This window comes from Lysinibacillus sp. FSL R7-0073 (assembly GCF_038009065.1).
Lineage (GTDB): Bacteria > Bacillota > Bacilli > Bacillales_A > Planococcaceae > Lysinibacillus > Lysinibacillus fusiformis.
The window spans coordinates 120,001-140,176 of sequence record NZ_JBBPAS010000001.1 but is presented as its reverse complement, the minus strand read 5'-3'; the positions used below and the strand labels follow the sequence as shown (position 1 = coordinate 140,176).

At 39.6% G+C, this 20,176-nt stretch carries 17 protein-coding genes and 2 rRNA genes (1 of these 19 cut by a window edge); 5 read left to right on the top strand and 14 right to left on the bottom strand.

Going from position 1 to position 20,176, the window contains the following annotated elements:
* The first annotated feature begins 8 nt into the window (after positions 1 to 8).
* Entirely contained in the window at positions 9 to 1,523 is a 1,515-nt protein-coding gene (gene argH / locus MKY88_RS00725; RefSeq protein WP_328204616.1) for an argininosuccinate lyase, read from the top strand.
* On the top strand, positions 1,520 to 2,467 hold the full coding sequence (locus MKY88_RS00720; protein WP_258270184.1) for an N-acetylglucosamine kinase: 948 nt from the start codon (positions 1,520 to 1,522) through the stop codon (positions 2,465 to 2,467). The genes argH and MKY88_RS00720 overlap by 4 nt, the downstream gene beginning before the upstream one ends.
* 25 nt (positions 2,468 to 2,492) lie before the next feature.
* On the opposite strand, the gene MKY88_RS00715 is transcribed toward MKY88_RS00720, so the two are convergent.
* From MKY88_RS00715 to MKY88_RS00700, 4 genes are all read right to left on the bottom strand, one after another.
* Complete coding sequence (locus MKY88_RS00715) at positions 2,493 to 3,797, bottom strand: transglutaminase domain-containing protein (protein WP_340812832.1); 1,305 nt, start codon at positions 3,795 to 3,797, stop codon at positions 2,493 to 2,495.
* An 85-nt stretch (positions 3,798 to 3,882) separates the two neighbouring features.
* Positions 3,883 to 5,022, bottom strand: coding sequence for a transglutaminase domain-containing protein (locus tag MKY88_RS00710; protein ID WP_258270182.1), 1,140 nt, complete (start codon positions 5,020 to 5,022; stop codon positions 3,883 to 3,885).
* 218 nt (positions 5,023 to 5,240) lie between these two features.
* Positions 5,241 to 5,501, bottom strand: a complete 261-nt coding sequence (locus MKY88_RS00705; RefSeq protein WP_004233098.1) for a metal-sensitive transcriptional regulator — start codon at positions 5,499 to 5,501, stop codon at positions 5,241 to 5,243.
* 85 nt (positions 5,502 to 5,586) lie between these two features.
* Positions 5,587 to 6,300, bottom strand: coding sequence for a glycosyltransferase (locus tag MKY88_RS00700; protein ID WP_328204621.1), 714 nt, complete (start codon positions 6,298 to 6,300; stop codon positions 5,587 to 5,589).
* A 166-nt stretch (positions 6,301 to 6,466) separates the two neighbouring features.
* Between MKY88_RS00700 and MKY88_RS00695 the strand changes: the two genes are divergently transcribed.
* A complete protein-coding gene (locus MKY88_RS00695) occupies positions 6,467 to 8,386 on the top strand; it encodes an SEL1-like repeat protein (RefSeq protein ID WP_328204623.1) in 1,920 nt (639 codons plus the stop codon).
* Positions 8,387 to 8,436: 50 nt separating this feature from the next.
* Here the strand turns inward: MKY88_RS00695 and MKY88_RS00690 are convergent, their stop codons facing one another.
* The 6 genes from MKY88_RS00690 to MKY88_RS00665 form a co-directional block, all read right to left on the bottom strand.
* Positions 8,437 to 8,841 carry a hypothetical protein gene (locus tag MKY88_RS00690; RefSeq protein WP_328204625.1) on the bottom strand — a complete coding sequence of 135 codons (405 nt, stop codon included), beginning with the start codon at positions 8,839 to 8,841 and terminating at the stop codon, positions 8,437 to 8,439.
* 73 nt (positions 8,842 to 8,914) lie between these two features.
* Complete coding sequence (locus tag MKY88_RS00685; RefSeq protein ID WP_328204626.1) at positions 8,915 to 10,288, bottom strand: HAMP domain-containing sensor histidine kinase; 1,374 nt, start codon at positions 10,286 to 10,288, stop codon at positions 8,915 to 8,917.
* The gene (locus tag MKY88_RS00680) at positions 10,285 to 10,956 is read right to left on the bottom strand and encodes a response regulator transcription factor (protein WP_328204628.1); all 672 of its coding nucleotides are present in this window, start codon (positions 10,954 to 10,956) and stop codon (positions 10,285 to 10,287) included. The genes MKY88_RS00685 and MKY88_RS00680 overlap by 4 nt, the downstream gene beginning before the upstream one ends.
* Before the next feature lie 73 nt (positions 10,957 to 11,029).
* A complete protein-coding gene (locus MKY88_RS00675) occupies positions 11,030 to 12,124 on the bottom strand; it encodes a DUF1648 domain-containing protein (RefSeq protein WP_328204629.1) in 1,095 nt (364 codons plus the stop codon).
* 4 nt (positions 12,125 to 12,128) lie between these two features.
* Entirely contained in the window at positions 12,129 to 12,524 is a 396-nt protein-coding gene (locus tag MKY88_RS00670) for a GntR family transcriptional regulator (RefSeq protein WP_193833549.1), read from the bottom strand.
* Between the two features lie 73 nt (positions 12,525 to 12,597).
* Positions 12,598 to 13,488, bottom strand: a complete 891-nt coding sequence (locus MKY88_RS00665; RefSeq protein WP_328204640.1) for a LysR family transcriptional regulator — start codon at positions 13,486 to 13,488, stop codon at positions 12,598 to 12,600.
* Positions 13,489 to 13,618: 130 nt separating this feature from the next.
* Here MKY88_RS00665 and MKY88_RS00660 point away from each other — a divergent pair, with 130 nt between their 5' ends.
* Positions 13,619 to 14,284: an O-methyltransferase gene (locus MKY88_RS00660; RefSeq protein WP_193833547.1), complete on the top strand. Its 666-nt coding sequence runs from the start codon at positions 13,619 to 13,621 to the stop codon at positions 14,282 to 14,284.
* A gap of 224 nt (positions 14,285 to 14,508) precedes the next feature.
* Here the strand turns inward: MKY88_RS00660 and aceB are convergent, their stop codons facing one another.
* Together aceB and aceA are read right to left on the bottom strand one after the other, a co-directional pair.
* The gene (gene aceB, locus MKY88_RS00655; protein ID WP_328204641.1) at positions 14,509 to 16,107 is read right to left on the bottom strand and encodes a malate synthase A; all 1,599 of its coding nucleotides are present in this window, start codon (positions 16,105 to 16,107) and stop codon (positions 14,509 to 14,511) included.
* A 103-nt stretch (positions 16,108 to 16,210) separates the two neighbouring features.
* A complete protein-coding gene (aceA, locus tag MKY88_RS00650) occupies positions 16,211 to 17,494 on the bottom strand; it encodes an isocitrate lyase (RefSeq protein ID WP_340812831.1) in 1,284 nt (427 codons plus the stop codon).
* Between the two features lie 214 nt (positions 17,495 to 17,708).
* Here aceA and MKY88_RS00645 point away from each other — a divergent pair, with 214 nt between their 5' ends.
* Positions 17,709 to 18,380 carry a LytTR family DNA-binding domain-containing protein gene (locus tag MKY88_RS00645; RefSeq protein ID WP_340812830.1) on the top strand — a complete coding sequence of 224 codons (672 nt, stop codon included), beginning with the start codon at positions 17,709 to 17,711 and terminating at the stop codon, positions 18,378 to 18,380.
* A gap of 91 nt (positions 18,381 to 18,471) precedes the next feature.
* On the opposite strand, the gene rrf is transcribed toward MKY88_RS00645, so the two are convergent.
* Positions 18,472 to 18,587 (bottom strand): 5S ribosomal RNA (gene rrf, locus MKY88_RS00640).
* A gap of 112 nt (positions 18,588 to 18,699) precedes the next feature.
* Positions 18,700 to 20,176: ribosomal RNA gene (locus tag MKY88_RS00635) — 23S ribosomal RNA — on the bottom strand (it continues 1,451 nt past the right edge of the window).

The window sequence follows — 20,176 nt, the reverse complement described above, 5'->3', positions numbered from 1 at the left end:
CCATGATAATGTTTGAAGATTTTCGCAACAAAACGCAGCAGGAAGATGGGATGATTTTCCCTTCTAACATCTATCGGAAAATTGTGTTACAGCCAGCCTATGAAGAGGCAAAGAAAAATTTTCTAACTATTATGCTACAAATTAATATAGCTCATTTAAAAATGTTAGAAGAACAAGGACTTGTAAAAAAAGAGGAAGCGAAACAAATTGGGGCTGCACTAAAGAAAATAGATTTAAATTATTATCGTTTAGAAGATTATAGCCCCCAATACGAAGATTTATTTTTCCGCATTGAAAATAAATTAATAGAGCTTGCTGGCGACGTTGCTGGAAATCTTCATATTGGACGAAGTCGTAATGATATGGGCATCGCGATTTATCGTATGACACTAAGGCAAAAATTACTATTATTAATGCGAGAACTACTAACATTGCGAGATGATTTAATCGCAGCTGCTGAGGAGCATGTAGATACTATTATGATTGGCTACACGCATACGCAACAGGCTCAGCCTACAACCTTTGCCCATTATTTAAAGGCTGTCATTGACCAGCTTGAACGAGATTTTGAGCGCATGCAGCATGTCTATAAAACTGTTAATCGTAGCAGTATGGGGGCTGCAGCCTTAACTACAACAGGATTTAATATAAATCGAGAACGGATGCGTGATTTGTTGGCATTCGACGATATTATCGAAAATGCTTGGGATGCAGTGGCAGGAGCAGACTATATTGCTGAAGCAGCAAGTATTGTACAGCTTGCTGCACTCAATCTTGGCCGTACCTCTCAAGATTTTTTATTATGGGCTACCCAGGAGTTCAATGCCTTCACACTCGCAAGTCCATATGTTCAAATAAGCTCTATTATGCCCCAAAAGCGTAACCCTGTTTCAATTGAACATACGCGTTCGTTACTATCGGCCGTTGTTGGAGATGCAAGCACAGTGTTACAGATGGTACATAATACACCGTTTGGAGATATCGTCGATACTGAGGATGATATGCAACCCTATTTATGGCGTGCCATCGACCGCTTAGTTGGGATTTATAAATTATTTGGCTCACTTGTTGTCACAATGGATGTGAACAAGAAAAAATTAAGAAATCGTGCAGAGAACAGCTTTGCCAATGTTACTGAGCTGGCAGATACATTAGTACGTTCAGAGGATATTTCCTTCCGCCAAGCACATAGCATTGTTAGTAAATGCATTAAAGTACTACTTGCTCATAGTGAGGAATCACTAGCAAGCCTTACATGGGGACTCGTGAATACTCAATCTAAATTGATTACGGGAAAAGAATTAAATATTTCAGAAGAGGATTTTTATAAAACCTTACAGCCAGAGTCTTTTGTGGGTGTTCGAACACTACCAGGTGGCCCAGCTCCCTCCACAATGAAAGCAGCGCTTGAACATGCCAAAATGAATACGAAAAGTCTTTATGAATGGATTCAATTAAAGGAAAGTTCCATTATTGAAGCGGAGAAAGAATTAACGATTTTTCTTGAGGAATGGAGCCAATGATGAAATGGCTTCTAGTTATTGATGGCGGTGCGACAAAAACGGCATGCGCAGTCGTTCACGCGGAAACTGGTGTTATGGAATATTCAGCTTCAACAAAGGGCTCCAACTATCAAGCCATTGGTATGGAAGCAGCTACAGTGATATTACATGAGCTTTTAGCAAAGGTAGAAAATTTTTTGCAAAAGTATCCCTGCTCTCAAATTGCTGTAGCTACCTTTGCCTTAGCTGGGATTGATTCTCCAAAAGACAAAGAAATGGTTACAGCCATTGTTGAAAATGCCCTATCAGCCACACAGCTTTCTATTGCTACTTTTATTATTGAAAATGACGCTGAAGCCACACTACTTGGTGTGACTGCTGGACAGGCAGGTGCATTACTCATTGCTGGAACAGGAGCAATCGCTTACGCCTATGATGGACAGCAAATCGTTCGGGCTGGAGGTTGGGGACACCGAGCTGGAGATGAGGGTAGTGGTTATTGGCTAGGGCAAGAGGTGGTAAGAGCCATCTTTAAAATGGAAGATGGTCGAGGTGAGACCACTATTTTAAAAGAGGCTGTCTATCATTCCTTAGGTATACAAAATGTAACCGAGCTCGCTGAATGGTTATTTCAGCCATCCTATACAAATGCACAGTTGGCTAAAATGGGGTCATTTGTTGCTCAAGCAGTTGAACAACAAGATACTTGTGCCATTCAAATATCACAACAGGCAGCTCAAGAATTGGCTCTTTTAGCAAGAGCCGTGTTAAAAAAGGTAGGCTATCAGAATGGACCGTTTCCTCTTTATTGTAATGGGGGTGCCATCAAATATAATCCACTAATTTTAAAAACATTTACAAATATATTAGCAGTAACGTATCCGCAGATTTCCATTTCTCTTTGTGAACAGCAACCAATTGCTTATTTAATTGAACGAACAAAAAGGGCCTATGACTGTTTATAAGTCAGGCCCTTTTTGTTGTCCCCATTTATAGGGCCATTTTCTTCAACTCATTCGTTGTGAAATAAAGATAGCCATCTTTCACAAATAAATCCTTCGTATCTTCTCGGTTTAGGGACTGTTCCCCACTACCATCTGGACGAATCTTTGTTAAATAAGCGCCTCGGGAATAATTACTGTAATAGAGCCATCCATCTGCATAAACGACGTATTGTACACGGGAATTTGTTACTCGTTTCGTCTTCCCTGTCTTCATATCCAGCACATATAGCTTATTGTCATCAGAGATGTTGCTAAAATATAACTGATTGTCAACCTGTGCTGGGAAGTCTATATCATGATAGTAGCTATAGAGTGTACTTGTAGCTTTTGGATAATCTTCAGCAATCCATGAGTGGTCTTTTGCCATTGTGCGGTCATCAACTAAAAAGTATTGGTAACGAATCGCCCCTTTACGATCTGGTACTGGATCATTCCAGGTCGTATCAAGGTGATACCATTGTCCACCTAACTTCACTAAATTCCACGCATGTCCTTCTTGACCTACATATCCTACAATATATTTCGTCTCAATCCCAAGTTTTTGTAACATGGAGTGTGCAAGTAAAGCATAGCCCTGACATACCCCTCCGTGCTCTGCAAGAACGGTATAGGCGCTATGCGGACTAGAATTTGTTTGATCGGTATAAGCCGTATTCGCCACAATATAGTCATTAACTGCTCGTACCTTTTCTATGTCTGACATAGATGTATTACTGATTTTGGAAATGATTTCTTGGACATTCATCTCCACGTAGGCAGCCTGTTCTGGCGTCATTAAATAGCTTTGCTCCCCAAATATTGTTGCCTGGTTTCTTCCATATTCAAAACGAATTGAATGTTTACTAATATGGCCATACACATAATCATCTCTTTCGATGGCATTGTTATAGGCCTCTTCTACAATTTGTTCAATTCGTTGTGTATTCCCTTTATATTGAATTTCAAATTTCGGTGAGAAACTACTATAATACGCATACATTGCATCAGTCATTTCCTTAACGTTTGTCACAACTAACTTTGTCTCTGGCTTCTGAATTGCTTGAGCAGTAGGTGCTACCTCCATATCATGCATGTCTTCTATAGGTATGGCCGTTTCTATTGAGGCATTGTCTGAAAGTCTAGCGGTTACATCAACGATTTTTTCCTTTGTTGAAAGAAGCATTGTTTCTATCTCATCATTATTTGTCCATTCCGCTACCTGCCGGACAACTGCTTTACCTGCCGTATAAATGGGGTCAATGAAAATAATGATGATCATAATAATAGCTAATTTCTTCCACAAACTCCTCACCTCCAACCGTCTTCTTCTATTCATTATATACAAAAACAAGCACAAAGAACCCGTTCAGAGTCCTTTTATGCCTGTTAATAATTGTTTATTGACTTAATGTAAGTTTATGCTCTTTGGCATTCATGTTATAGATTAGATAATTGTCACTAATCTTTAGATTTGTTACTGGCTGTTTGACCAACACCTCAGCCTTTAATGTTTTCAGATTTAGTTTTGTTAAATAACCGCTGTTGCTATAATCACTATAATATAGATTTTGGCCCATTCCAGTAATATACAACGCTCGTTTATCCAACACTTTTGTTTTTTTACCAGTTGCCATTTCTAGCTTATATAATTTATCGTGATCAGCCGTATTACTAAAATAGACGACATTATTTAATTGATACGCAAAATGAACATTATGCATAAAGCTATAGTTAGTGCTTGAGGCAGCAGGGTAATCTGTCTGAATCCAAGAATGATCCTTCTTCAGCACTTCATCCGTCACTAAAAAGTAATCATATGATCCAGCACCAATGCGATTTGGTAGTGGATCATTCCATGTTGTATCCAAATGGTACCATTTGCCGTCTACCTTTACCAAATTCCAGGCATGGGCCTCATTTCCATTCACAAATCCCACCACATATTTTGTTTCCATTCCACTCTGTGACAGCATTGCTTGTGCAGTTAAGGCATAGCCTTGGCAAACAGCTTGTCCTTCAAATAGCAAAGCATAGGCACTATGGGGGCTTGCCTTTGTTTTAGTACCATAACTAGTATTTGATACAATATAATCATTAATAGCCTTTACTTTATCGAATTCAGTCATAGTGGGTTTTATAATATTTTTCAATACTTGACCAATCTTTTTTTGTACGGCTGCTTCTTGTGTTTGGTTTGTCAGGTACTTTATTTTATAGGATACATTACCTAAAGAGTCTGCGGAAATTGTAGTGCTTTCCATATGTCCGCTTGCGTATACAGCCTGCTTTTTAGCTTGATCAAAGGCATCCATAATCTCTTCTTTGAAGTCACCCATCGGCCCAGTATATGTAATTTTTATATCTGTTTCAAAACTATTAATTTTCTTTATTAGTTCTTTTGTAAACTGCTCCCAAGTTGTAACTGTTGAATTTGCTACAACAGGATTTATTACGGAATTAGTTTCTTTTTGTTGTGCATAAACCGCAGTCGGGCTTAACATAAGTAAAGTAGCGCCACATAATAACCATTTCTTCATACACGATCACCTTCCCTTTACGCTATCATTATTAGTTAGCATAACAAAGAAAGTGACTACTAGGCTATGAGACAAGTGCCCCAACTAAGACTTTCAACTAAAAAAAATAAAATGATCCTTATACTATAAATTACCTAAAAATAGAATATAGGGGTCGATTATAACTATTAAATTGTAAAAAAATAAAACTCACTACATTCCAGTGAGTTTTACGACAATTAACGACTCTTTACTACTAGGTTAACCGCTTCCTGAATGGCCTCATTCATCTTTTCGCCATCCCCTTCCGCATTTTGCACACATTCCAATAAATTTGTACTAACAATCACACCAACTGTTCGGTCTACAGCGGAGCGGACGGCTGATAGCTGCGTAATCACTGCCTTACAGTCTTTTTCTTCCTCCATCATCTTCAAAATACCACGTAGCTGACCTTCCATCCTTTTCACACGATTTTTAACTTGATCTGAATATTCCATAAACATGCTCCTTCTTTCTATACTCGCTACGTTCTATTGAGTAATTGTTATTCTTTATCCTAGCTCTTTATTTCAATTTTAAACCCTAATTATCATTGTTTCTTGGTCGTAAATAATTCATAAGCATTCTCGTTATAATGGAGCTTGCATTTGTTATTTCATCATACTGAATAATGGAGTTCTTTTTTATTCGTAATTGCCCAATCTCTACCTCGAAAATAGGGCACTTTCTTTTAAGTGCAGCGATTAGCATATTTGTATCATAATCATAGCGTTCACCTTTTACCTTCATTAGCCATGGCAATTCATTTATCGAAATATAACGTAAACCTGTTTGAGTATCCATCAATTTCCGGTGATATAACAGCTCAAAAAAGAGACTTGTTGCACGATTTCCCCAATAAGAAAGAAAGGTACTATCAAACGAATGGAAGTTTCGCACGCCTAGCACAATACCTTCTGAAAAGACCTTCGTCATCGTTAAAACAAGCTTTACATCTTGTAATGTGTGCTGACCATGTGCCCCTATTGTGAGTACCCCATGAAATATTCTTTTTTGCTTTCGTATATATGTAAAGGCTGTTTTTAGGGCACCACCTTTTCCAATATTGTCTCTATGCTGAAGGACTTGGCAACCTTCTACTTTTTTTAGGTCGTCAAAAATCCCTTTATATTTCTGATCACTTCCATCATTGACAATAATAATTTGTGTAATGGTCGTTGCTAGTAATTGATGTACATAGGTAATGAGTGATTGTTGCGGATTATATGCTGGAATAATAGCTGCAATATTTTTCATGTCTATCCTCCACCTATAGGCTGTCAGGCTCTTCATATTTATGAATTCCCCTTATATCAAATAGTATCATGTAACAGCAACAATTCAACTGATGAATCCCATGAAAACATATCAATAATATCGATATTTCTCCGATATATGAAAAAAGAGAATACCATGAAAGTGGGTGAGTACTATCGTCATACATTACGAAATTCTTGAAGAACAATGTCACAAGTTAAGGCAATTTTCCTTCGCAACATTAGCTGAAAATTTACAGGAAGCTAGTTTTTTCGCCATTTCGAACCCTCTAGTTTCTTTACAAAAATCACTGCTAGTATTAGAAGAAATTTTATATGAGGTTTATCAATTGGAAATGCGTACTACGCCCAAATTAAAAAATGTCCGCATGCTGTTAAATAATCGTAGTTTTACAGCCCAGATTCATCCTCGGCGAATTTTCCTATTAATGAATCTCGTCTATAAAATGACGAGCCATACTAGTAATGAACTTGTGGAGGCAAAGGCGGCCAAAATAGTTCTTGATTATATAAGTGATATTGTTGAATGGTTTATGAAGCGCTATGATCGTAGCATTAAATCGAATGTAGCTGAAGAGGAAATTTTCATGTTGGAAAACAACCTATATCAGCGGGACCATTCAACCGATGCTTATAAACATGCAGTTGATTGGTTCGAAATTGCGGCTCAAAATGGTGATGCAAGTGCGCAATATAATTTAGGGGCACTTTACAACCATGGGCAAGGGGTTAAAAAAGATTATACGCTTGCGAAAATGTGGTATGAACGAGCCGCAGCTCAGAACGATCCCAATGCACACTATAGTCTCGGTGTACTCTATCATCTAGGACAAGGTACGGAACAAAATTATGGGAAGGCCGCTCATCACTACCAAATAGCAGCTGATTTAGGAAATGCAGATGCTCAGTATAATCTTGGTGTGCTTTATAATCAAGGGCTTGGCATATCTCAAGATTTCAATGAGGCAGCCAAATGGTACACCTTAGCCGCGGATCAAGGGAATACCAGTGCACAAAACAATTTAGGATTTCTTTATCATAATGGAACAGGTGTAGAGCAAAGTTATGCGAAGGCCAGCACTTATTTTGAAATGGCTGCCTTAGCCGGAGATGCAAGTGCGCAATATAATCTAGGCTATATGCATTTGAAAGGTCGTGGTATTCCACAAAACTTTGCAGGGGCAGCCAAATGGTTTCACATGGCCGCTTTACAAGACCATATGAATGCAGAATTTCAAATTGCTGTGCTTTACAATACTGGCCAAGGTATAGACAAGGACCATATTGAGGCTTTGAAATGGTTTAAGCTAGCGGCACATAAAGGACATGTACATGCTCAATATTACCTTGGTCTTCTCTATGAAAAAGAACAGGATATCGTTTTAGCTGAGAAATGGCTACTCCTAGCTGCTAAAGAAGGACATATTAGTGCTGGCTTCGAGCTTGGGCGTCTATATGTTTATCAACTTCAACAACCAGATAAAGCTCTACCCTATCTAAAGGCTGCAGCTGAAAAGGGTTATGTGGATGCTCAATACGAGCTAGGTCTTTTATTAACTGCAGGAGCTGGTGTTCCTGTTAATTATCCGGAAGCCGTGCAATGGTGGAGAGCTGCAACTGATCAGTCACATATTCAGGCTGAATATCAATTAGGCCTATTATATGAGCAAGGATTAGGGGTTTCTATGGATCTGGAAGAGGCACGCCGCTGCTATCGATTAGCTGCGATTCAAGGGCATGCGGGTGCTCAATATCAGCTCGGAAATTTATTTGATAAAGGCAAGGGTGTTACACAGGATTACACAGAAGCTGCCAAATGGATTGAGCAAGCTGCGACACAAGGGCATATAAAAGCACAATATCAATTAGCTCAAATGTACAGTCATGGGCAAGGCGTTCCAAAGGACTTTGCTAAAGCTGCCCAACTATATAGATTAGCTGCTAATCAGGGGCATCAAAAGGCACAATTCCAACTCGGTCTGCTCTATAAAAAAGGGCAGGGTGTTGCCCAAGATTATCAAGAAGCCACAAAATGGCTGAAAAAATCACTTGAAGATATTCAATAAACATGAAAAACCTACCGCGTCACGTTGACTATGTAACACGGTAGGTTTTTCTAATTTTTCATATCTTCTTGTTGTTTAATCATAAATGTTACTAAAATGAACAAGGCAAAGCTAATTAATAACGTAGTTCCACCTACAATAAAGAACACTAAAGTAAATGTGCTGCCAAAATTAAATGGATTGATATTGTAAAACCACATCCCTAATGTTAAGCCAAAAACACCAAGAATAGCTGTCCAACCATGTATATTCACTAATTTTTGTGATTTGACTTTAAAAGCTCTATAAAAAATACCCCACGCAAACATACTCAGCCAACCAACAAGTAAAATATGTGCATGTATCGGTCTATATTCGTAGCTACCTGAACCGGTCATATGTGAACCTAGATAGGTTCCGATTAAAGCAAAAATAGCAGCCAATCGAATAAGGCGTATGCTCCACTTCTGTTCCATACGAAAACTCCCCCTTAGTTTGTTTCAACTAAGTAGCAGTTTATCGGGAGAACATGAACTTTACATGAACTCCTCATGACAAAATGGGGAGATCTATATATACCTTTGTCCCCTCATTGACTGCGCTTTCTATATGGACAGTGCCTCCATGTAGCTCTACGATTTGCTTGACGATTGCTAGCCCCAATCCAGTCCCTTGCTTCGTTCTAGAAGTGTCTGCTCGATAAAAACGGTCATAAACTTTTGCTAATTGATCTGCAGTCATACCTATTCCATTATCCTCAACAAGTATTGCAAGCGAAGCAGGTTTTTGCTGTAAATCTAGATGTATTTGACCTCCCTCCACATTGTACTTAATCGCATTTGTCAGCAAGTTGTCCCAAACATTTTGTAGAAGCCCTGCATCCCCATTAAAAATAACTTGCTCCATTTTGTAAGTGATTTGGAGCTGAGCCTCTTCCATTTGCCAGCGATATTTTCGTACGCTTTCCTTTAGCTGTCCATCTAATTGGTAACGCTCACGTTTGACTATTCGTGTCGATTGATCAAGCGATGTTAATAACAATAATTGCTTCGTTAAAGTTGATAAACGTTTTGTTTCCAATTCGATAATGGCTGCGTACTCCTGTCTTTCCTTCTCCTTCAGCAAAGGATTTTTTAGTAAGTCAACATATCCTTGAATATTTAATAAAGGGGATTGAAAATCATGCGATACATTACTTATAAATTCCTTTCGCACGCGATCATTCTCCTGTAATTTTTCTGTCATTATATTAAAACTAGTAGCTAATTGGCCTAATTCATCATTACGGTCAATGTCCAAGACGGTATCAAACTTTTCATGTGCAAGCTGTTGAGTCGCTGCTGTTAGCTTTGTAATGGGACGAATTAATGCTTTAGCAAATAGTAGCATAGCCAGTAAACTGAGCACTATCATGACGAGCATTAATCCACCAAGCAATGTATGTACCTCCGAAAACAATAAGCGAATATCTGGTCTTACGAACAATGCATATGATCTATTTTCATACGTAAATGGCACACCAATTGTATTAATTAACTCATTAGCAAAAAAGCCTGTTACAAATGTTTCTTTTGGGAAATCTCGCATACCATGATAGACCTCACCATTTAAAACACGCTCTACAACGGATGCTGACAATGTCTTATCACGATAATCGCCACCAAAAAAGTGCCCTTCCTCGCCAGCTGTTACATATATTTGATAGCCAATTTCGCCAAGTGTCATGAAATAATTATTTAAATCCTCTGGCTTAGCAGTCTCAATATATTGCACAATCTCCTGTGCGATGACAACGTTTTTTGTATCATTTTTTTCTTTTACGACTTGATGATAGTAGGTATTCGTCGCTAAAAAACCAAGACACAAGCTCCCAACCATCACTAACAATGTGGTCATTACAAATTTACTATATAAAGTCTTCATGACGTTGCCTCTAACTTATAGCCAACACCTCTTACCGTTATAATTTCAACAGCCGTATCAAAACGATTTAATCTTTCTCGAACCCGCTTCACATGCGTATTCAGTGTTTGCTCGTCTCCATTATAGTCATAGCCCCATACTTGCTCCATTATAAAGCTCCTTGTAAATACCTGGTTAGGACGTGATGCCAATAACGCCAGCAATTCAAATTCCTTTAAAGGTAAGATAAGTGTCTCTTCTCCAATAATAACCTCGAAGCTACGACGATCAATTACTAGTTGGCCCACTTGGATGGTTATTTGATTTTTCTTATCCAATCTACGTAATATAGCGGCTATACGAAACAATAATTCCTTCGGCTCAAAGGGCTTCACAACATAATCATCTGAGCCGGCTAAAAAACCTCGCTCTTTATCTTCAAGCTCACCCTTTGCTGTTAATAATAAAACAGGGATATCATAATCTTGTGTTAAAATCTCGGTCAGTGTGAATCCATCCATACCTGGCATCATCACATCTACAACTGCTAAATCGGGTAGATTCCCGTTAAGTAATGCTAGTGCCTGCTGAGCATTTTCCGCACGTAACACTTGAAAGCCCTCTCTTGTTAAATAAATATTTATTAGCTGTAAAATATGCACATCGTCATCGACAACAAGAATTCTCATCTGCTTACCTCCAGTCAATATGAAAAAAATTCGCTCACTTGGAACGAATTTTTCATCATAGATCCCTATTATTTTATAACGAAAGTATAGAAATCAACAGCAATAAGAGAAAAGGTAACCCAATGACAATATATCCTCTTGGATTGGCAAGGTTCATCGTCCACCCTACCCCAAATCTTTTCTCTACAAAAACAGAAGGATCTTGACGATTCATATAAATTAAGCCGCCCTTCCAATAACGATCTTCATCCACATCCATGACCTGTGAGTCAATATTTTTTTCATAGCGAACTCTATATTTGCGCTTTTTCACAACATAAATTAAAAGGGAACCGACTACAACAACTAAAAATAAAACAAATAGCGGTAATAGCTTATAGCCCACAGTCATGGCAGGATAAATATTACTAAGTTGTAGCACCGTTAATAACACGGTTATAGCATAGCTTACCAATAAAATTTGCCAACTCATAAATTTTCGCGTTTTTAGCTGATCCTCCAACGACTCCTCCTTGCGATTCACCGCTATTTTGATGGCAGAACGTTTTATAGAATCAGTAATGCCCCACATCATGAATTGTATCATTAGCATAATAAGAGGCAATGAAATGGCTGTTAAATACGTCTTTTTTCTCCAAGCATCAGCCACTCCACTTGGTCCCCAATGTACGGCTATATTAGCTGGCATTTGATCGTAATGAAGGATTGTATAAATAATTAAAAATCCTGATATCACCAAAGGCACAGCAAAGAATGACCAAGGAAGCATCTCATCACGGCTTCGTGCTGTGAGATCGACTGCACGTACCTGTTTAAGATTTACGCCCCACTGTTCCTGCCTTTTTAAGGCTGATATCTTTTGGTGATATACCCAGTATAGCCCCATACTCACTGTAAGCATGCTCCATAAACACCCGAGTAAAAACATACCTTGAATGGATTCAGAGGTAAGTAAGTTGTAACTAATAATCATAACAATTAAAAACACAACACCTGTGACTCCGACTATTTGGGCATAACGTTTTTTCACATTGGCTAAGGCAGGATGCTTAATATTTTGATCTGGCACAGTGACCCCAAAAACAATGGTCTCACGTACGATAAAAGGAACGATCATTTGTAAAACTAATGTCATGATGTAAATAGATATAAAAATACCAAGTAGCATTTTGCTACACTCCCTCTGCTGGAATATGCAAGTCTGCAAACACTTTTTTCATCATGTGCTCAATTTGTTCTACTGTTGCGCCGAGCACCATACCTTCTGCCACAACAGGCTTTAAATTCTTTTCAATTTGTCGTAGTTGTTCTGGCGTCAAAGCCCTCTCCTCTGTTGAGCGTATAATGGCTCCTGATTTAGCACGTATAACTATTATTCCTTTAGCCTCTAATTCATGATAGCTTTTATTAACTGTATGCATATTAACACCTAAATCAGCAGCTAAACTCCGAACAGATGGCAAGGTCTCTCCTTGCTTCATATCGCCTCTTGCTATCCCTTCAATGATTTGACGTGACACTTGCTCATAGATGGGAACGTCAGATTGCGGCTCTATTTGAATAAACATGTTTATCAGCTCCATATTTGTTATATGTTTAGTATAACAAATATTTTTCAAATGTACATGGAGTACGAACTATTTATAGTGAGCGCTTAATCGTCTCGATAAAATTTTGCACCAGCAAATTTGGCTTTTCATTTTTTCTCGTACAAATGGAAATTTTATGTTTAACGGGATGTATATCTTTAATATAGACTCTTGCCAATTGCCCACTCTCAACATATTCCCTAACTGCAAGGGATGAAATAAAATTTGCACCATATCCCGCTATAACAGAACGTATTGTCTCATTGATCCCATTAAATTGTAACGCAATTTTTGGTGGCTCTACTTGGTACGTTTGACATAAGGAAAAAAGATGCTCTCTCATCGAGCTCCCTTTCTCTCTCATAATAAATGGCTCCTGAAACATTTCAATTAAAGTAATAGTTTGATGAGCATACCTATGTTGGGGTGACACGACAAACCATAATTCATCCTCATATAATTCCTCCCACCCTATTTCTTGAGGCCTCTCTGAAATTCCTCCGCCATAAATGGCAATGTCGGCTTTATAGTGTATTAGTTGCTCAAAGGCATCCTTGGTATTGGTAGTTGTAATCATTAAATTTACATGTTCATTAGCAGCCTTAAAAGTTGCCGCCCATTTGGGAATTAAAAAATTGGCTGGTAGGTAAGTAGCTACTATATGTAAATCCCCTGCTTTGGCAAGGCGGTATTCTTCTATAAATGTTTCTATATGCTGTTCAAGGGCCATCAAATGTAGAGCTTTCTCAGCTAGAGATATGCCAAACTCCGTAAGTACGACCCCTCGCCCCTGCTGCTTAAAAAGTTGTACACCTATTTCATGCTCAAATCGTTTAATTTGGCTCGAAACAGCAGGCTGGCTAATACATAATAATTCTGCCGCTTTTGTGAAACTACCAGTAGAAGCAACATGATAAAACAATTTTAAGCCATGAATATTCATCATTTTCTCCTATCCATAACATTTAGTTATATATGAATAATTATAATATATTTTTTTTATGATTCATTTTATCATACACTATATATGCAAGCTTGCACTTTTTAAACGACATAGAAATGAGGGCTGTACGATGACAGAGTTAAATGTTTGGCATAATGTAGATAATTATTTTACGGATAAGCTTCTACCAGATAACAGCTGTCTTACCGCTGCACTACTGGCAAATAAAGCTGCAGGTATACCTGAAATTGATGTATCCCCAACCCAAGGGAGATTTTTATATTTACTAACTAAATTGAAAGGAGCCGTTAATGTTTTAGAGATTGGCACACTTGGTGGGTATAGCAGTATTTGCTTAGCTCAAGCTCTCTCAAAAGAAGGGAAAGTGGTGACTTTAGAAATTAATGAAGACTATGCCTCTGTCGCTCTTCAAAATATACGACATGCAGGCTTAGAGGAAAAGATTGAAATTATCGTCGGTCATGCATTGGATACATTGCCAGACTTGAAAAAAAGGGGGCAATTTTTTGATGTCATTTTTATTGATGCAGATAAGCCCAATAATCCTGAATATTTAAAGTGGGCATTAAAGCTAGCGAATTCAGGTGCTGTTATTATTGCGGATAATGTAGTGAGGAATGGTGCTATCACAGATATAAATAATGTGGACGAAAGTGTTAGAGGCGTACAGCAATTTATAGATCTGCTAAAAGAGGAACCTCGTATTGAAGCAACAGCTATACAAACGGTTGGCGTCAAGGGCTATGATGGCTTTATCCTAGCCATAGTCAGCTAATATAGAAAAAATCCGCGTAGCCTGGAAAAACAGTTACGCGGATTAATTAAAAAAGATGTCTTATAAGCTCCCCATCTAAGCTCGTAAAACATCTTTTTCCTCTAAATTGCTTTTATAAGTAGACCCCTTTAGTACAATTGTGCTCATCTCTTTAGTAACGGGGGAACAGACCCCGTCACATTTTATTAGTAGGAAAGTTGAATATGTTTTTAGTAGATTTGCATTTACGCTAATTTTTCATAGCCTGGAAGTGTCAAGAATTCCGCGAATTCATCTTGCTCAATTAAGGATTTAAACAGTTCAGCGGCTTCTTCAAAGCGACCACTGTTATAGGCTTGTTCCCCAACAGCCTCTTTAATTTTTACAAGCTCTTCTTCCAGAATTTCAAGGACAAACGTTAAAGTAATTCCGCGCCCATCATCTAAAATACCTTTTGGATGTCGAATCCACTGCCACACTTGTGTACGAGAGATTTCTGCTGTCGCAGCATCCTCCATTAAATTGTTAATTGGTGCAGCACCATTACCACGAAGCCATGAAGCCATATATTGTACACCAACACTACAGTTAACACGAAGTCCCTCAAGAGTAATTGTGCCCTCAGGTACAGCTACTAAATCTTCCGCAGTAACTTCTACATCCTCACGCTTCTTATGAATTTGGTTGGGGGTCGTCATAATGGCATCAAATTGCTCCATTGCTGTTGCCACCATACCTGGATGCGCTACCCATGTACCATCATGCCCCTCTGTTGCTTCACGTCGCTTATCTTCAGCAACCTTTGCAAATGCCACCGCATTCGCTTCATCATCATTTTTAACAGGAATTTGGGCAGCCATCCCGCCCATTGCTGGTGCGTTCCGCTTATGACAAGTTTGAATACATAAAGATGTATAAGCCTTCATGAATGGAACGGTCATTGTAACTTGACCTCGGTCTGGTAAAATGACATCTGCTTGATTGCGAAGGCGTTTAATATAACTGAAAATATAATCCCAACGTCCACAATTCAGACCAGCTGAATGTTCACGTAGCTCATATAAAATTTCATCCATTTCAAATGCCGCCAAAATGGTTTCGATCAATACAGTAGCTTTTATAGTGCCCTGTGGAATGCCAATATAATCTTGGGCAAATACAAAGATATCATTCCATAGACGAGCCTCTAAATGGCTTTCAAGCTTCGGTAGATAAAAGTACGGCCCCGTTCCTTTTGCCAGTGCATTTTTTGCATTATGGAATAGATATAAACCAAAGTCGAAGAAACTTCCAGAAATCGGTTCATCATGAACAAGTACATGCTTTTCAAGCAGGTGTAAGCCTCTAGGACGAACTAGTAACACGGCTGTTTCAGCATTTAGTTTATACGTTTTTCCATTGGATGCTTGTGTAAACTCAATCGTCTTATTAATAGCATCACGCATATTAATTTGACCACCAATCATATTTTCCCATGTTGGAGAAGAAGCATCCTCAAAGCAAGCCATAAACATCTTTGCTCCAGAGTTTAACGCATTAATAACCATTTTACGGTCAACCGGCCCTGTAATTTCAACACGCCGATCCTGCAAATCTTGTGGAAGAGGTGCAATTGACCAATCACCTTCACGAATATGCTTTGTTTCAGGTAAGAAATCTAGTTTCTCTCCAGCATCTAGACGCTTTTGGCGTTTCTGACGAGCATTCAATAACTCTTTACGGCGAGCATCAAATTTCTCGTGCAGGGCAAGAACAAACTCAAGAGCTTCAGGCGTTAAAATTTCATTTGTATGCTCATTTTGTTCTCCAACAATTCTAAGCTTACCTGTCGTTGCTTGTTTCATTAGTTGTTTACCCACCTTTGCGATTTTAGTTTTGTCTTCCTCCGCTTTAGGAGGAGCGGAGGAGAATACTCTATGATTATGAATTTAGGAAAACACGAATTTTTTATACGAACTGTTCAGTTTCTGTCGATCCGGCCATTGCCGTTGTTGAAGAAGTACCACCTGAAATAACTTGAGAAATTTCATCAAAGTATCCAGTACCGACCTCACGTTGATGGCGTGTCGCTGTATAGCCTTTAGATTCCGAAGCAAACTCAGCTTGCTGTAGCTTAGAATATGCAGCCATACCATTATCTTTATAATCATTTGCCAACTCAAACATAGAGTGGTTTAATGCATGGAATCCTGCTAAAGTAACAAACTGGAATTTATAACCTATCTTACCAAGCTCACGCTGATACTCTGCAATTTCCTCTTCTGAAAGATTTGCTTTCCAGTTAAATGAAGGTGAACAGTTGTATGCAAGCATTTTACCTGGGAATTCTGCATGAATAGCTTCTGCAAATTCTCGAGCTTCCTCAAGAGATGGTTTAGAAGTTTCACACCAAATTAAATCAGCGTATGGTGCGTAAGCTAAGCCCCGAGCAATTGCTTGTTTGATGCCTGCCTTTGTACGGAAGAAACCTTCAGGAGTACGTTCACCAGTAATAAACTCTGCATCACGTGGGTCGATATCTGAAGTAACCATATCTGCAGCATCAGCATCTGTACGAGCAATTAGAATTGTATCAACACCCATAACGTCAGCTGCTAATCTCGCAGCTACCAAATTACGAACAGCATTTTGTGTTGGAAGTAAAACTTTACCGCCTAGATGACCACATTTCTTCTCTGAAGCTAACTGATCTTCAAGGTGAACACCAGCTGCCCCTGCTTCAACCATGCCTTTAACAAGCTCAAATACATTAAGAGGTCCTCCGAAACCTGCCTCTGCATCTGCTACAATTGGAGCAAACCAGTCAAATTGATCGACACGTCCTTCAGCATGATCAATTTGATCTGCGCGTTGAAGTGCTTGATTAATTCGTTTAACTACTGCTGGTACAGAATTGGCTGGGTATAGTGATTGATCTGGATACATTTGACCCGAAAGGTTTGCATCCGCAGCTACTTGCCAGCCTGATAGATAGATAGCTTTGAGTCCAGCTTTAACCTGCTGTACCGCCTGATTACCGGTTAATGCCCCCAATGCATTAATAAACGGCTCCTCATGTAATGAATTCCATAGTCGAGTAGCACCTTTTTTTGCCAAAGTTTGTTCAATTACTACAGTACCTTGTAATTTAATAACCTCTTCAGCCGAATATGTGCGTTCAATACCAGCCCAGCGTGGGTTTTCAGCCCATTGTTTCTCTAATGCTCCGATTCTTTCTTGACGAGTTGACATATTGAAATTCCACCTTCCCCTTTGTGTACAATATACTCTGTTAAAAAACTTTTAAATCACTGTTCCATAACAGGTTTATTTGTTGTAAATTAATATATAACAGAGTATTTGAATTTTCATTATTTTTTGATAAAAGACCGAATTTTCATGACAAAGCTATTCTTTTTTGCGACGAAATTTGGATGGTTATTTACAAACAAGGGGGATATTCACAATGAATAATGAGTTAAATTCTTGCACAAAAGATATTTCAGAACAATATATTTCAATGTTGAGCGATTGGATTCCTACTGATTCATCCATTGCAATTGCCGTTGATAATTCTTATATCTTTATTCAATCAGGGCATCCTAGTATCCATTTAGAAATGGGTCAACAAGTGTTACCTGGAAGTATTGCCGATCAAGTATTGCGTACACAGAAAAAAACAGAAACAATTTTAGATAATTTGTCATTCGATATACCCTTTTACGGTATCGGCTATCCGATACTCATTCAAGATGAACCAGCAGCTCTAGTAGTCATACTGCCATCTACTTTCTCTATTAAAAAGACAGAACCATTTGAGTTTATAACAGGAAAACAAGATGAAGAATGGAATCCTGTAGCCATTAATAAAGTATCGCATATCGAAAGTCTTCAAAAAAAGACATGGTTTTATGTAGAGCGCGAACAATTTAAAACGAATATCACCCTTAAAGAACTTCAAATAAGATTACCATCATACTTTATTCGTATTCATAGATCCTATATCGTAAATATTTATTTTATAAAAAAAATGGCGCGTGATTTGACATCAAACTTTATTATTACATTAGTGGATGGTAGTGAATTACCAGTGAGTCAATCATATATCAATAACTTGAGAAGTGCGCTTGAGTTTTAAATATATTAGCTGTCTTACTCAAGAGGGCAGCTTTGATTTTTCTGTTGAAAACGAAAAAAGACCAGAGAAAAAATTCTCTGGTCTTTCTATTGCCTAGCGACGTCCTACTCTCACAGGGGGAAGCCCCCAACTACCATCGGCGCTAAAGAGCTTAACTTCCGTGTTCGGTATGGGAACGGGTGTGACCTCTTTGCCATCATCACTAGACTATGGTCGACCTTCCATACACGGCGTATTGCTGTGTCTAGAAGCTCTCTTTTTTGAAAGAATTGTTCTTTCAAAACTGGATAAACAGTTCATTGAATGCTTCAAACTTTTTTTGGTTAAGTCCTCGATCGATTAGTATTCGTCAGCTCCATGTGTCACCACACTTCCACCTCGAACCTATCTACCTCATCGTCTTTGAGGGATCTTACTTACTTGCGTAATGGGAAATCTCATCTTGAGGGGGGCTTCATGCTTAGATGCTTTCAGCACTTATCCCGTCCACACATAGCTACCCAGCGATGCCTTTGGCAAGACAACTGGTACACCAGCGGTGTGTCCATCCCGGTCCTCTCGTACTAAGGACAGCTCCTCTCAAATTTCCTACGCCCACGACGGATAGGGACCGAACTGTCTCACGACGTTCTGAACCCAGCTCGCGTACCGCTTTAATGGGCGAACAGCCCAACCCTTGGGACCGACTACAGCCCCAGGATGCGATGAGCCGACATCGAGGTGCCAAACCTCCCCGTCGATGTGGACTCTTGGGGGAGATAAGCCTGTTATCCCCGGGGTAGCTTTTATCCGTTGAGCGATGGCCCTTCCATGCGGAACCACCGGATCACTAAGCCCGTCTTTCGACCCTGCTCGACTTGTAGGTCTCGCAGTCAAGCTCCCTTGTGCCTTTACACTCTACGAATGATTTCCAACCATTCTGAGGGAACCTTTGGGCGCCTCCGTTACCTTTTAGGAGGCGACCGCCCCAGTCAAACTGTCCGCCTGACACTGTCTCCTGCCCCGCTAAGGGGCATGGGTTAGAATTTCAATACAACCAGGGTAGTATCCCACCGACGCCTCCTTCGAAGCTGGCGCTCCGAGATCTCTGGCTCCTACCTATCCTGTACAAGTTGTACCAAAATTCAATATCAGGCTACAGTAAAGCTCCACGGGGTCTTTCCGTCCTGTCGCGGGTAACCTGCATCTTCACAGGTACTATAATTTCACCGAGTCTCTCGTTGAGACAGTGCCCAGATCGTTACGCCTTTCGTGCGGGTCGGAACTTACCCGACAAGGAATTTCGCTACCTTAGGACCGTTATAGTTACGGCCGCCGTTTACTGGGGCTTCAATTCGCAGCTTCGCTTGCGCTAACCACTCCTCTTAACCTTCCAGCACCGGGCAGGCGTCAGCCCCTATACGTCACCTTACGGTTTTGCAGAGACCTGTGTTTTTGCTAAACAGTCGCCTGGGCCTATTCACTGCGGCTCTCATGCGCTTGCACGCTCAAGAGCACCCCTTCTCCCGAAGTTACGGGGTCATTTTGCCGAGTTCCTTAACGAGAGTTCTCTCGCACACCTTAGGATTCTCTCCTCGACTACCTGTGTCGGTTTGCGGTACGGGCACCTCTCACCTCGATAGAGGCTTTTCTTGGCAGTGTGAAATCAGGAACTTCGTCCATACGGACTCGCCATCACAGCTCAACGTTACAGTGTGCGGATTTGCCTACACACACGCCTTACTGCTTGGACGCGCATAACCAACAGCGCGCTTACCCTATCCTACTGCGTCCCCCCATTTCTCAAACGGTGAGGA

Coding starts and splice junctions, on each gene's coding strand:
- argH (WP_328204616.1), top strand. CDS start 9: ATGTTTGAAGATTTTCGCAACAAAACGCAGCAGGAAGATGGGATGATT.
- MKY88_RS00720 (WP_258270184.1), top strand. CDS start 1,520: ATGATGAAATGGCTTCTAGTTATTGATGGCGGTGCGACAAAAACGGCA.
- MKY88_RS00710 (WP_258270182.1), bottom strand. CDS start 5,022: ATGAAGAAATGGTTATTATGTGGCGCTACTTTACTTATGTTAAGCCCG.
- MKY88_RS00705 (WP_004233098.1), bottom strand. CDS start 5,501: ATGGAATATTCAGATCAAGTTAAAAATCGTGTGAAAAGGATGGAAGGT.
- MKY88_RS00700 (WP_328204621.1), bottom strand. CDS start 6,300: ATGAAAAATATTGCAGCTATTATTCCAGCATATAATCCGCAACAATCA.
- MKY88_RS00690 (WP_328204625.1), bottom strand. CDS start 8,841: ATGGAACAGAAGTGGAGCATACGCCTTATTCGATTGGCTGCTATTTTT.
- MKY88_RS00685 (WP_328204626.1), bottom strand. CDS start 10,288: ATGAAGACTTTATATAGTAAATTTGTAATGACCACATTGTTAGTGATG.
- MKY88_RS00680 (WP_328204628.1), bottom strand. CDS start 10,956: ATGAGAATTCTTGTTGTCGATGACGATGTGCATATTTTACAGCTAATA.
- MKY88_RS00675 (WP_328204629.1), bottom strand. CDS start 12,124: ATGCTACTTGGTATTTTTATATCTATTTACATCATGACATTAGTTTTA.
- MKY88_RS00670 (WP_193833549.1), bottom strand. CDS start 12,524: ATGTTTATTCAAATAGAGCCGCAATCTGACGTTCCCATCTATGAGCAA.
- MKY88_RS00665 (WP_328204640.1), bottom strand. CDS start 13,488: ATGAATATTCATGGCTTAAAATTGTTTTATCATGTTGCTTCTACTGGT.
- MKY88_RS00660 (WP_193833547.1), top strand. CDS start 13,619: ATGACAGAGTTAAATGTTTGGCATAATGTAGATAATTATTTTACGGAT.
- aceB (WP_328204641.1), bottom strand. CDS start 16,107: ATGAAACAAGCAACGACAGGTAAGCTTAGAATTGTTGGAGAACAAAAT.
- aceA (WP_340812831.1), bottom strand. CDS start 17,494: ATGTCAACTCGTCAAGAAAGAATCGGAGCATTAGAGAAACAATGGGCT.
- MKY88_RS00645 (WP_340812830.1), top strand. CDS start 17,709: ATGAATAATGAGTTAAATTCTTGCACAAAAGATATTTCAGAACAATAT.